Here is a 13,022-nt window from a genome sequence, read left to right as displayed (position 1 = left end):
AAAAGACCCAAACAGCTCCACACTGATTCCGCTTGGATAGCTGATCTTGGCCACCGCTGACTGAGAAGCGGACTCAGCCAGTTCGATTCTGGTAAAACCGGTGGAAGCATCCTGGGAATCGGGCTTGGTTTCAAACTTTTTGCACCAAGCATAAAAACTCACTTTTGAAATCCCTTCTCGATCTGCAAAAGCTGCTTTACTCAATCCGGATCGCTGCCACCTGTAAAACAGCTCATAGTAGGTTTCGATACTCGTCTTTTTCATCCCGCAACTTTAGCTCAGAATTCAAAGCGCATCAAGATGCAGTTCGTCGGAGGGATACGAACATCTGAATAGCCCAAGGTGAAACCTAGGGAATTGAAGATCGAGATGGTTTACAACAACCCCGAAGCGGGTTGAACTTAAGGTAAAATAGAAATACAAAACATGTGTATCCGCAAAGATGCACGTTGAAAGAATTTTGGTATAAACCGGGCTGATACACGCCCACAGACGACGATCCACTGGCCGACAGCTATCGGACAAAGTAACGTTAAACTGGTGATCTAGCCATTTTTTATTTGGCTACGTGCTGATATCCGAACACCCAAAATACGATCATTGAAAAACCAACAGTTTCATAAAGAAAAAAACACCGTGCCCTCTTATTTTTCCTCTGTGAACTCCGAGGTAAAAAAATTTACAAATAAACCTTCGGCTCCAACCATATCAAACCCAAACTCAATAGCATCCCAATCAACCAAAACCAATTGGAAATCTTGATGTAACTGTCCTCGGAAGTACCTTTTTCACCTTCCACCCGAAAAGTTAAAGGCTTAACCAAAGCACCTGCATAAAGGCTTGGCAGTTCATTTTGGCCATAGACATAAATCGAAAAATCATCTCCAAAATCCACCCAACCCACAGAATCTGACTGGAAATTTCCTTTTGCCAAATACGGATTGGTCAAAGCTCCAACAAGATTCACCGAATCCACAGCACTGTAAATCCACTCCGGAATACTGTCGGTTTTATTCAATTGAAGTTCTGCCGAAATTCCCGATAATACCGGAGCGGAAATCTTCCAAGACTGAGGTTCTTCGGGTTCCAAAACTCCAAATAACCCTCCCCAAATCGCCTCATAACCCTTCTCATTTCCCTGAAGAAGCATCGGAAAAGTAGACGAATACAAGCTGATCGCAATTTGTACACCCCCAACTCGCTGAACTGCAATTGCTGCATCTCCAGGCACTTTCTGACCATTTTTCTCAACCCAATTAAATGGAACTGCTTCCAATTGATTCTCAAGAGTTCTACTCTCCCCCTGCCCTGTCCGCTGCAATTGAAAATCCGTCCCAAACATCCGATTGATTTGACCGACTGTTTCTTCTGGTTTGGAAAGGTTCATGACTACCAAAGCTCCTTCAGAAGTCTTTACCCAATCCTGAAGTGACTTTAATTCCAATTGCTGAGGATCGATCAGGCGAATTTGCAGGGAATCGGAATTAGGAATTCCTCCTTCCAAAACAGTAGCTCTCGATAGTCGGATTTCCTGACTTACTTTTTCCCCCTTGCTCTCCAGCCATTGACTCAGCACCCGAACTTCCTGCCCCGGAAATGAAAACTGAAAATGGTATATCTTGGAAACTGACGGTCCAATAAAATAGCGCAACATTGCCACGGAATCTCCATCTATCAGAAGTGGAACTTCCATTTTCCCCTGCCCTGCGGTTTGAAATTCAAGTTCACCAGCATTCCAACCCTTGGCCAGAACGCTTTTGGCCAGTTCGATTTCACCTTGTTGCAAATTGAGTTTAGCACTGTCTTTTTCTGAAAAAATGCGGTAACTGAGCCGTTGAAGCTCTCCTTTTCTCACATAACCTTTCCAGGATAAATCGCTGATTTGTCGATCCGATTCAGGCAAAATCCAGCTGACTGATTGATTACGGAACGGATAAATTGATTCCTTTGAAAAATCTTCTCCCAAAAGAAAAACTTGGTCTCCTGACTCCCGATAATCTTCAATAGAGACTGTCCTTTTGACCTCCAAACTATCCTGCCAAAACCTCACAAGATCCCGATTTACTTCATCTGAATAAACCAGAATCGAGTTATCATTTTCAGAAACTGGTCGGCTTGGCTGGAGGAGGAAAAATCCGAAAAACAAAAGAAAAAGAATGAGTAATCCTGATTTAATCCAGATTCTTTGAGTTGTAATTCCGTTTTTGAATTGAAAAAAAACAGGAATCCCACCTGCAAGTGCAGCCAGGGAAATAATTCCCAATAGAATGGGCCAAGAAGTTATCGGATTAAATTCCATCATTGTACTTTCTTCCGAAATGCTTCTTTCAATGAATTTGGAGCCAAATAAGATGCGTCAGTTTTTTTATAGCTTCCTGCAAAAGGATAGAGTTTTTCCCGTAGTTCATTCCTACCCTTTTCCTCCAATCTTCCCGATTCCAATTCCTGCAGATGCAAAAGCAATTTCAAATCGTTCATCCCGGTGTATTCCATGCGTCTGCTCCATATTTCTCCGAGTTCATGGACAGTTTCACGGTCTTGGGTTGACAAAGTTGGCTTGGGTAGCATCCCCAACACCCTAGACGCCAGCGGTTCGATTTGCTTTTCCAACTCAACCAACTCCTTTTTCATTCGGGCATCCAAGTCTTTCAACTCGCCCGTAAGACGCTTTTCCTGCTCCTTAATGGGAGGCGGATCGTAGCCGGTACGCTTCACATAAACCCTTGATTTCTGCTGAACAGTTTTGAGTAATTCCAGCGCCTTGTATTGAAATGGAAGCGATTTCTCAGGTTCGAAAAGCCTCAGATAAAGCTCTGCTTGCCACATTTGCTCCAAGGCAGCCTTCAGTGCACCTTTTGTGGATTGCTCAAAATAGGTATTCACTTCCTCTGAATCATGCGAGTGCATATACTCGCTCAGCAAACTCTCGATTCCTCCGTCTACTTTGGAAGACTCCTCTGCAGGTTCCTCTTCATGGGAGTGACCTTCATGAGACTCACCTACCTCAACTTCATTTTCGCTCTCCTGATCGTGCAAATGCATGTATCCGCTCAGTAAATCTCCGCCTTCTTCAATCGTTCCTCCTCCGGCATCCGATTCAAACTCCTCACCCAAATATTGTCCATAGCGAAGGCGAAGGAGCTTTTGATCGTATCCGATTTCATTGGAAGTAAATCCGAATTCCTTAGCTGTCTTTTTTGACTTCTCAGCGAGTAGTTTCTCAGTATCAATGATGATCTGCCGCTGACTGCGGAAGTATTCCGGAAGAAACTGAACTACCATTCCCTCCATTGCTACATCACTTTGGTCGTTTTCATCCACATATTGGATAAAGTAGGTGTCGGTGCGGGAAAGGTTCGCGACAGGTTGTCTATTGTCCACTGCAGCCCAATAGTAATAGAGTTCGTCACCGGGCTGAAAATCCAAGGTTTTGAAATCCAACAGATAGCTTGCTTCTTTTTCTTTGAAAGCTTGAGTCAAAACAGGGAATCGCGTTTCCCGAAACTTCACATTTTCACCTTTTCCTCTTGCTAAAGTCGCAACTAGATAAACTTCCTTCACCTGAAAGTCATCACTGACTTTGGCCTTCAGATTTAGTGTAGAAGGATTTTTCGGAAAATGATAACGGTAGATTTCCTTTTCTTCAGGAATGAGCTGAGGGCTTTGATCCCAAATCGCTTCGAGCGTGTAAAAATCACTTTCAAAAACCTTCACACTATCCCGAAAGGCCTGAATCGAATATATTCCTGAATTATTTAACTCCTCCCTCAATTCAAAATATTGATTCTTTTGGGAAAACAGAAGCTTTTCCCCTACCGAATTGAGCAGAAAAACATCCAAATCTGAACTGTCTGTAAAGCCGATTTCCCATGTCAATTGAGACCCTTTGATTGCTTTTGCTTCAAGTTCCTGTTGAACAGATCCTGCAATTTTGGTGTACGCCGGCGGCTGAATGGTCAATCGGGTTTGGCTTAAGCTGATCGTTTGATCACTTGCTGTAGAAACAGCGGTTTCGACTACTTTAAACCGCCCCTCTTGGTTGATTTGATTTCCTGAAAAATCCAAAAATCCCCTTCCGGTATAAATCAAAACCGGCAAAATCAAGCCAAAAAAATACGGCATCAAACCCCGTTGAACTACCCACAAATTGGGCGGTATCCGACCTGATATCCGCTCAATTTGAAGTTGATCCGCAATGGTAAAGGAAGATTTATTCAGGAGTTCAAGACTGAATTCCAGATCGCTCACTTCCTGATGTAAAAGCTGGACAGCCCATTTTCGTTGGCTTCGAAAGGCTCCAAAAAACCAGGAAAAACCAATAAACCCGATAAGTAAAAGTCCACCGATGATCCACAGTGCGGCTCCAAAAACCCAAGCCAAAAATCCAAGAACCATCCCCAAGACCAAGGCTTTTGCCAAGGCATTCAGTTGCAATTGCAACTCCAGAGCCCGAATGGATTGCTTGAGTTTGTTCACAGATTAAGGCGATAAGCATAGAAACGTTCCAGCCCAAAAAGGATCAGGAAAAGAACCAGAAGAAGCACTGCTGTATTGGGTAATGCAGTCCTTTTCGATTCAGGAATTTGGACAAATCGTTGTGCCAGTTGATTGATTGTTAACCTTTTTTCTTGGGAATGAATTCCAAGAAAGTGAACCAGAGGAGCCAGGATCAATTCCGGGAGCAAACCCTTTTCGATCAGTTCCTCCCAAGTCAAACCGGATTGCTTTTCTAAATGAATGACGTTTTGAGGTAAAATACCATCCCCGGATTCCACCAATAAATAAAGCTTTTCTTTTGAAATTACTTCCTGGGTTTGATCGGTTAAGATCAATTTACCTCCTTCGGAAACTTCCGAAAAGGTAAGCCCATAAACTTCCTCTATGGCTTCAAAAGCGGCCAAAAGCTGGTTTTTTTTCTCCTGGTTGCTTAAAGAAATACTGAATTCAATCGGTCCGGAAAATACCGGATCAGTAATCTTTTCGGCGGTGTCGAGCTGGAGCAAACCAAGCTCACTCACAGAAAGAAATCGAGTCGAATCGATGCCAATTTTGGCTTTGGAATAGGTCCTTTTATCCGAGGTCGACTTATGTAAAAGTGGAATTTCGGGAACAAAAAGCAATTTTGAACCAAAGTCATTTTCCAGTCCAGAGACATAAAAATGTAGCGAATCCAAGTGCTTGGGAAGCAGATCCAAGGCCTTTTGAACATCAAATTTTTTCAAATTTCCCTCAGAGATTTGTCCAACCTCATAGTCAGGCAATCCTTCTGCAAACCAAATTACTTGCTCCCCCTTTTCCAGCGCCTGCTCAATTTCGAAGCGAAATTCAGACTCAACAGCAGCATTTGGCTGAATGAGGTGAACAATGGGTTTGGATTCGCTTTTTTCCAAAAAATCAAACCAAAGTCCGACAGCAAGCAAAACCAAACATGTCCAAATCAGAACTCGGAGTACTAAAAGCCGCAATTGCTCCAGTTTGAAGGATCGACTGGATTGGGATGCCTGCGCGTTAAGCCAATTCATAGCTGCCCAGTCCAGGACTTTTCCTTTTCGCCCATTCCAAAGGTGAATCAGGACCGGAACTGAAATTCCCAATAGACCCCAAAAGAAAATCGGCTGAAGAAACTCCATCAGGACATTCGTTTAAGGTTTAATATCTTGCGGGCAAGCGTGGCTAAGGGAGTCTGGATGGATTCCCGCAAAAGGTGGACTTGCGGTTGCTGAAACTTTGCATCCAACTGATCCAAATAGGACTGGAAGTTCTTCTTGAACTCGGATTTCAACACCTGCCCATCGCGTACCATTTCCATTCCGGTTTCCAAATCCCTAAAAAGCAGATTTCCCTGAAGATTAAAGTCGAGTTCTTGTTCGCCCAAAAGTTGGATAAGCATAAGTTCTTTTCTGGGATGGCGAAATTGATCCACCAGGTATTCCCACTCTCCATTTTTCTGAAGAAAATCCGAAACCCACACGATCAATTCACGATTTCGGCCTGTGGGAAGAAGTGGAATTGGTACGTCCCCAGGCCAGGTGCCAATCGCCCTTTCTAACTCCAAGTGGTACAATATCCGCTGAAAACTCTTGGGAGTCGGAGCGACTTTTTGAGTAAACTGCCCCTCTTTCAAGGTAAAATAGCTTAAAGAATCACCTTGTAAATAAGCAAGATAAGCTAAGGATGCCAGGAGGTTTTTCGCGTAATCCAATCTGGAAAAGCCATTTTCCACATAATTCATTGATCCAGAAAGATCTAAAATCAAGCTGATGTGAAGAGTACTTTCTGTAGTCGATTCCTTGACCATGTATTTGCCGGATCGGGCAAAATACTTCCAGTCGATCCGCTTGAGATCATCGCCCGGACGATAGTGTCGGTATTGCTCAAACTCACTCCCCACTCCCACCCGGATGCCCGAATGGATACCCTGCCTCAGCTGTTGGCTGATCAGCCGTGCCGAAAGTCTCAGGTCGTTGAGTTTGATGATCTCCAGATTACTTGGCATGAACCGGTACTTGTTCGACTAGTTTTGAAATGATAAAATCCGTGTCAATTTGCTCCGCCTCAGCTTTGAAATGAAGGGAAATCCGATGTCTGAGCACAGGATACACCAAATACTGGATATCTTCAGGAATCACCGCATAGCGTCCTTTGAGGATTGCCCGAGCTTTGGCACAGAGAATCAAAGCCTGACCGGCACGCGTGCCTGCACCCCACTCCACATAGGATTTGACTTCGGGTACCGTAGAATTCTCCAATCGAGTCGCCCGAATCAGCCTGGTGATGTAGGACAAAAGCGCTGAATCCAAATGAATCTCTCGAGTCAATTGCTGCAGTTGAATGATTTCTTCGGCAGAAATGATTTTATCGATTATCGGTTTGTAAGTTCCTGTTGTTTTTTCCAGCACTTCCAGTTCTTCCTGCTCGCTTGGGTAGCCCAATTTGATATAGAGTAAAAAGCGGTCCAATTGCGCTTCAGGAAGTGGATAGGTTCCGCTCTGCTCGATGGGGTTTTGCGTAGCAATGATCAAAAACGGAATGGGCAAAGGATAATTTTTTCCACCATAAGTCACCACTTTTTCCTGCATCGCTTCCAATAGAGCCGCTTGGGTTTTGGGCGGAGTTCGGTTGATCTCATCGGCCAAAACCATATTTGCGAAAATGGGCCCTTGAGAAAACTGAAAAAACTTCTTTCCTGTACTGTGATCTTCTTCCAGAATTTCCGTTCCGATGATGTCACCGGGCATCAAATCCGGTGTAAACTGAATGCGCTTGAAGCTCATTTCCATTACCTCCGAAAGGGTTTTCACCATCAGCGTTTTTGCCAAACCCGGAACACCTTCGAGCAGACAGTGACCGCCAGCCAACAGCGTAATGATCACCTCATCCAGCACTTCTTCCTGTCCGACGATGACTTTAGCAATTTCTTTTTTCAGCTTGGGAAGCTTATCTACCAGGTTTTGGTAGTGTTTTAGGTCAGTTTCCAATAGGTATTAGGTTAAAGCGTACACCACGATGTTTACTCCAAAACGGGTGTTGTCAATTTTGAGAAATCGCTTATTTCGAAAATCGTAATCCCACTCGCAGCCGTAGTCCTTGTTGCTGTAGAGCACACCGATTCGGCCATTGATCTGAATAGCTTTGAGGTAATCGTGAACCAGATCATCTCCCCAACCATTCAGTTCAAAGGAAGTCGCAGGAGGACCGTCTTCGAAAGTGAAAAAGCAACGATAGATCCAATGGTCATTGGGAATTTTTTGAAGGGCATCTGAACCGAAAGTCCGGCTCATTTCCTCCTCAAATGACTTGGCAAAAAGCCCGTCAATGTCATGATTGCAGTCGTCTACAAAGACAAATCCACCCTGCTCCACGTAAGTTTTGAAGTTTCTGCGCTCCTGCTGAGAAAACTCCACCAACTTATGTCCACTCAGGTAGCAAAAGGGACTTTTGAAAATCTCGGCACTGCTGAGCTCCACAATTTTTTCCTTTTCATCCACCGGAATCGTCGTGTACTCGACCAGACTATTGAGAAGATTGGACGGCATGCGCTGATCCGTATCCCAATTACCGGAGTTATACTTGAGGCGGGTGAAGAAAAATGTAGACATTGTGGAAGTTGGTCTTAGTACTTCCTCTGTAAGTAGTAAGTAGTAAACAGTAAGCAGTAACTACTCACAAATTACCACTCACCACTTACAATAGAGGAAGACAATCAAGAAATTAAACAGCGTCCGACAATGAAGTAAACGTAAAGTCACGAATTTTCATCGGAGGCACCATGTTTCCACCTGTTCGCTCCGGTTTGCCCAAGGATTCAATGTTGTTGAGCATGATGATCGGACTTTCGTTGAAACGGAAGTTTTTCACCGGGAATTTGATCTTACCGTCCTCGATGTAGAAGGTACCGTCACGGGTCAGTCCAGTGTATAGCAAGGTCTGTGGATCCACGGCGCGGATGTACCAGAAACGTGTGACCAAGATTCCTCTTTCGGTATTTCTGATCATATCCGGAAGTGACTGATCGCCTCCGGCAAAAATAAATCCCTGAGGTCTCGCTACTGGCTGCACTCCCTGCTTTTCTGCCCAATAACGGGAATAAAACATATTCTTCACGACTCCATTTTCTACCCAAGTGGTCTTTTCCAAAGGAAAACCTTCTCCAGACCAAGGTGCTGAAGGAATGTCCGGATGAGCTGGATCGGAGTAAATATTCACCCGCTCGTCGAAGAGCTTTTCTCCCAACTTGGTTCCTCCGCCTTTTTTACTCAGAAAGCTTCGGCCTTCATCGGCACTCCGTGCATCCATACCGGAAGCTAAAAGTCTCAGCAGGTCATTGGCAGCCATGGGCTCCAAAATGACGGTGTATTTTCCCGGCTCTATGGCCTGCGCATTGACAGATGCCATTGCTTTTTGGACGGCAACATTGGTCACTTCACCCGCCTTCAGCAAGCCTGCATCATTGAAATCCCGTCCGGCATAGCCTGAACCTGTACCATCCGCCGAACGGACCGTCACGGTAAAATCCACACTCGTACTCTGGTTGTAGCCAAACAACCCTTTACTGTTTCCGGTTGCCACAAAACCTGTGAAGTCTTCCAGATATCCAGCAGCGGTCAGGTTATTATCTGCACAGGGCTTGATGCTGTCCACTGCCAACTGAGCCCGGTACTCGGGATTGATGGAATCAGTAGCTTTTGCAAACGTTTTGGAAGGTCCATAATTCTGCGGACCGAGCATGGGCATGTATTCCGGATTTTCGGGAGCCAAAACTGCGATTTCCTCTGCACGAGCCACGGCTCTTTTCAGAGATTCATCATCCAGTTCGTTGATGCTGGCAGAGCCTGATTTTTTCCCATAAACCGAAGTGATGCTGAGATTGATCTCATTGGTTTCTCCACTGGTGTTTACTGTATTTCTTGCATAGCGGATGTTGCCGGTCCGGCCACCACGAATGCTGACCTCGGTTTCATCAGCTTTCGCATAAGACAAAACTTTATCTATAATCGCTTTTGCTTCTTCTTGAGTTAGTATAGCCATAATAATAATGTTCAGAATTAAATGTTTCTACCTGTGTTGATGACATTGACTCCGTCGAAACGGGTAGTTGGGCTGCCGTGAGAAACCGCTGAGGACTGAGAAGGCTGCCCTTTTCCATCGAAGAATGAGCCGAAAAGACGATAGTCGTCTTTGTCGCACACTGCTGAACAGCTGTTCCAAAATTCCTGTGTGTTGGATTGGTAAGCCACGTCTTCCAGCATTCCTGCTATTTCTCCGTTTTTGATTTCGTAGAAAAGCTGACCTCCAAACTGAAAGTTGTAGCGCTGCTGATCGATGGAATAGGATCCACGACCGATGATGTAGATTCCTTTTTCGATATCCTTGATCATTTCATGCGGGCTCATTTTCTCTTCACCCGGTTTCAGGGACACGTTAGGCATACGCTGAAACTGTACCGAAGACCAGTTGTCAGCAAAGCAGCAACCGTGAGATTCTTTTTCGCCGATGATTTTGGCCTGATCACGGATCGCCTGGTAATTGACAAGCACACCATTTTTGATCAGTTCCCATTCTTTGGCTTTTACCCCTTCATCATCCCAACCCACGTTTCCGAGGGAATTTGGCTGGATTTTGTCTGCCACAATAGTCACTTTGTCCGAACCGTACTTGAAATCACCTGATTTCCACTTGTCCAAGGTCGCGAAGCTGGTTCCTGCATAGTTGGCTTCGTAGCCCAATACACGATCGAGCTCCAGCGGGTGACCGACTGACTCGTGAATGGTAAGACCCAAGTGATCCGGATCCAGCATCAGGTCATATTTGCCCGGCAATACTGATTTGGCTGTAAGTTTTTCTTTGGCATGTTTGGCAGCGGCCACGGCATCTTCTACCATGTCGTAGCTGTTTTTATAGCTGTTGAATCCGGCTGGATTCATGTACTTGTCAGCAGCCAAGCCGTCCAAATATTCAAAGCCCATGCCCATCGGCGCACTTAGGGCCTGTCGGGAGCGGAAGTTTCCTTCGGCTTTATTCACCGCGGTGACGGTGAAGTTTGGCCAAATGCGGTGAATGTCCTGATCGATGTAAGAACCATCAGTCGAAGCAAAGTACTTCTGCTCATTGATCATGAAAAGCGCCGAATTGACAAAGGCAGCGCCATTGTCCAAGGCCGCATTGTTCACAGAAAGGAGCAAGTCAATTTTGTCTTTAACCGGAACCTCCATCGCGTTTTTCTTGATTGGAGTCTTCCAACTCACTTCGCCATAAGCCTGAACGGGTGCCAAGACAACCGGCTCACTTTGGAGTTTGGAGTTGGCTTTTGCAATGGCAACGGCAGTTTCTGCGCATTTCTTGATTCCATCTGGAGTCACTTCGGAGGTAGCCGAAAAGCCCCAGGTTCCGTTGGCAATGACCCGGATACCGACACCGAAAGATTCGGCATTGGTGATTCCCTGTACATTTTTCTCCCGGGTGAAAAGGTACTGCTGCAGGTACCGTCCGATTCTGACATCGGTGTAAGTAGCACCAAGTGATTTGGCGGTGTTCAAAGCCACATCTGCCAGGAGTTTTTTGGCAGCTGCATCCATCCCGGGCGTGAGCAAATGCTCAGCAGAGACAGGCTGGCTGAAGGCAACCAGACCGGGAGTCATCATTGCCCCCAATCCAAGCCCTGAAAGGTGAATAAAATCTCTTCTCTTCAAAATATCGCTTGTTTAATGGTTAGGTTATGTTTTTTCATTTGTATGCATGCTCAAAGGTCAATTTGCCTTTTTCTGGGTTGATTGGACGGAAGACCGAAGACGGGATACCGAAGAAAACCAAATACCAGAATATTGAGCTAATAAGTTGGATTTTCAAAATGCTGTCAGATTTTGGCAAGTCAAATTCATTTGAGCTAAATGTAATCCTATTCTCCAATGCTTTCAACGGGTTTGTTATAATGGCGGTAAATGGGTTTAATTGGTGGGAAATATTCGGTTTGGACGTGTATTTTTAATTAAAGCTGGTCTTCGCAAGATACGAAAGCGGACATTTTCTATCTAAATTTTAAAGTGAGGGGTGTATGGAAGTTTGGAAGTAAGGAGGTTTGGAGGTCGGGAAACATATTGTAGGATGACCCAGATTAAAACAAATTCTCCACAGTTTGTTTTTAACTTAAAATAAAATTCAACCTCAGCAAAAACCCATTTTTATGAAAACTTTTAAACGCTCCATCTGGATCCTTACGCTGGTTTTGGTAACACTTTCTCAAAACCTGTTCGCTCAAAACAAAATCCTCCTGATCAATAATGTGGAAATTTTCAATGGATCATCTGAAAATACAATCCAAGGGAACATACTGATCGAAGGGAACACCATCTCCAGGATTTCCACCGCTCCTATTCCAACCAACAAAAGCGCAAACGTTCAGCTCATTGATGGCAAGGGTAAATTTTTAATGCCGGGTTTGATCGATGCGCACTATCACGCCATGTTTTCAAGCCTTTCCCAGATCGCCTTACTGACCTCGAATATTGGCTTTGTCAACTTGGTTGCCGGTAAAAATGCGGAAAACTTGTTGATGAAAGGATTTACCAGCATCCGGGATTTGGGTGGGCCAGTCTTTGGTTTAAAGCAGGCAATCGACAACAAAGTCATCCCTGGACCGAGAATCTGGCCCTCGGGAGCCTTTATTTCACAGACAGGCGGACATGGAGATTTCCGCCTTCCCAATGAGATTCCATCCGATCCCTCCAATGGTTTGACCTATGCCGAACGGATCAATGCAGCCGCCCTGGCAGATAGTCCCGATGCAGTAAGACTTCGTGTCCGGGAGCAATTGATGCTTGGAGCAAGCCAAATCAAGCTGATGGCAGGCGGCGGGGTCTCTTCCATCTACGATCCCCTGGATGTAACCCAATACACGGAAGCCGAGATCCGAGCAGCGGTGGAAGCTGCGGAAAACTGGGGCACCTATGTCACTGTCCATGCCTACACACCAAAGGCAATCCAACAAGCCATTCGTGCCGGTGTCAAATGCATCGATCACGGACAGCTGATCGATGAGGAAACAGTGAAAATGATGGTAGAAAAGAACATTTTTTGGAGCTTGCAACCTTTTGTGGATGAAGGGGACAAAGGTGTGCTCAGTCCCGAGAGTCGTGCCAAGCAGTTGGAAATGTATCAGGGAACAGATACGGCGTTTGAATTGGCCAAAAAGTACGACATGAAAATCGCCTATGGCACAGATGTGCTCTTTGATGCCCAGAAAGCTGCACAACCTGGCCTTCAACTGGTGAAAATGAAGCGTTGGTTTAGCAACTTTCAAATCCTCCAAATGGCCACTGCAAACAATGCCCAATTACTCGAATTGTCCGGAAAAAGAAGCCCTTATTCCGGCAAATTGGGAGTGATAGCAGAAGGAGCTTTGGCAGATTTGATTTTGGTGGATGGAAATTTGATACAGAATCTGGAATTGATCACCGAACCTGAAAAAAACATCCTGCTGGTCATAAAGGACGGAGTAATTTACAAAAACATCCTGAAGTAAAACT

Annotated in this window: 10 protein-coding genes; 1 reads left to right on the top strand and 9 read right to left on the bottom strand. The window is 45.0% G+C overall.

Features of this window, described 5'->3' with window-relative positions; translation table 11 throughout:
- The 9 genes from tnpA to C4S61_RS09050 form a co-directional block, all read right to left on the bottom strand.
- Window positions 1-264: IS66 family insertion sequence element accessory protein TnpA (gene tnpA / locus C4S61_RS09090; protein WP_103924479.1), on the bottom strand; the 264-nt coding region annotated here is incomplete at its 3' end.
- Window positions 265-679: 415 nt separating this feature from the next.
- Window positions 680-2,302, bottom strand: a complete 1,623-nt coding sequence (locus C4S61_RS09085; RefSeq protein WP_103924478.1) for a hypothetical protein — start codon at window positions 2,300-2,302, stop codon at window positions 680-682.
- Window positions 2,299-4,476, bottom strand: a complete 2,178-nt coding sequence (locus tag C4S61_RS09080; RefSeq protein ID WP_103924477.1) for a hypothetical protein — start codon at window positions 4,474-4,476, stop codon at window positions 2,299-2,301. The genes C4S61_RS09085 and C4S61_RS09080 overlap by 4 nt, the downstream gene beginning before the upstream one ends.
- Window positions 4,473-5,630: a BatA domain-containing protein gene (locus C4S61_RS09075; RefSeq protein WP_103924476.1), complete on the bottom strand. Its 1,158-nt coding sequence runs from the start codon at window positions 5,628-5,630 to the stop codon at window positions 4,473-4,475. The genes C4S61_RS09080 and C4S61_RS09075 overlap by 4 nt, the downstream gene beginning before the upstream one ends.
- Entirely contained in the window at window positions 5,630-6,496 is an 867-nt protein-coding gene (locus C4S61_RS09070; protein WP_103924475.1) for a DUF58 domain-containing protein, read from the bottom strand. The genes C4S61_RS09075 and C4S61_RS09070 overlap by 1 nt, the downstream gene beginning before the upstream one ends.
- Window positions 6,486-7,478 carry an AAA family ATPase gene (locus C4S61_RS09065; RefSeq protein ID WP_103924474.1) on the bottom strand — a complete coding sequence of 331 codons (993 nt, stop codon included), beginning with the start codon at window positions 7,476-7,478 and terminating at the stop codon, window positions 6,486-6,488. The genes C4S61_RS09070 and C4S61_RS09065 overlap by 11 nt, the downstream gene beginning before the upstream one ends.
- Before the next feature lie 6 nt (window positions 7,479-7,484).
- Window positions 7,485-8,099, bottom strand: a complete 615-nt coding sequence (locus C4S61_RS09060) for a DUF4159 domain-containing protein (RefSeq protein ID WP_103924473.1) — start codon at window positions 8,097-8,099, stop codon at window positions 7,485-7,487.
- A gap of 112 nt (window positions 8,100-8,211) precedes the next feature.
- Window positions 8,212-9,528: a TldD/PmbA family protein gene (locus C4S61_RS09055; protein WP_103924472.1), complete on the bottom strand. Its 1,317-nt coding sequence runs from the start codon at window positions 9,526-9,528 to the stop codon at window positions 8,212-8,214.
- A 17-nt stretch (window positions 9,529-9,545) separates the two neighbouring features.
- Window positions 9,546-11,189: a TldD/PmbA family protein gene (locus C4S61_RS09050; protein ID WP_103924471.1), complete on the bottom strand. Its 1,644-nt coding sequence runs from the start codon at window positions 11,187-11,189 to the stop codon at window positions 9,546-9,548.
- Between the two features lie 491 nt (window positions 11,190-11,680).
- On the opposite strand from C4S61_RS09050, the gene C4S61_RS09040 reads away from it, so the two are divergent.
- A complete protein-coding gene (locus tag C4S61_RS09040; protein ID WP_103924469.1) occupies window positions 11,681-13,018 on the top strand; it encodes a metal-dependent hydrolase family protein in 1,338 nt (445 codons plus the stop codon).
- Window positions 13,019-13,022 lie beyond the last annotated feature (4 nt).

The organism is Algoriphagus boritolerans DSM 17298 = JCM 18970 (genome assembly GCF_900108085.1).
Taxonomy (GTDB): Bacteria; Bacteroidota; Bacteroidia; order Cytophagales; family Cyclobacteriaceae; genus Algoriphagus; species Algoriphagus boritolerans.
The sequence above is the reverse complement of the archived record's forward strand: the minus strand, read 5'-3'. Positions and strand labels throughout refer to the sequence as shown.

What these genes read in the sequence shown, in the direction of transcription:
- C4S61_RS09085 (WP_103924478.1), bottom strand. Translation starts at nt 2,302, where the DNA reads ATGATGGAATTTAATCCGATAACTTCTTGGCCCATTCTATTGGGAATT.
- C4S61_RS09075 (WP_103924476.1), bottom strand. Translation starts at nt 5,630, where the DNA reads ATGGAGTTTCTTCAGCCGATTTTCTTTTGGGGTCTATTGGGAATTTCA.
- C4S61_RS09070 (WP_103924475.1), bottom strand. Translation starts at nt 6,496, where the DNA reads ATGCCAAGTAATCTGGAGATCATCAAACTCAACGACCTGAGACTTTCG.
- C4S61_RS09060 (WP_103924473.1), bottom strand. Translation starts at nt 8,099, where the DNA reads ATGTCTACATTTTTCTTCACCCGCCTCAAGTATAACTCCGGTAATTGG.
- C4S61_RS09055 (WP_103924472.1), bottom strand. Translation starts at nt 9,528, where the DNA reads ATGGCTATACTAACTCAAGAAGAAGCAAAAGCGATTATAGATAAAGTT.
- C4S61_RS09040 (WP_103924469.1), top strand. Translation starts at nt 11,681, where the DNA reads ATGAAAACTTTTAAACGCTCCATCTGGATCCTTACGCTGGTTTTGGTA.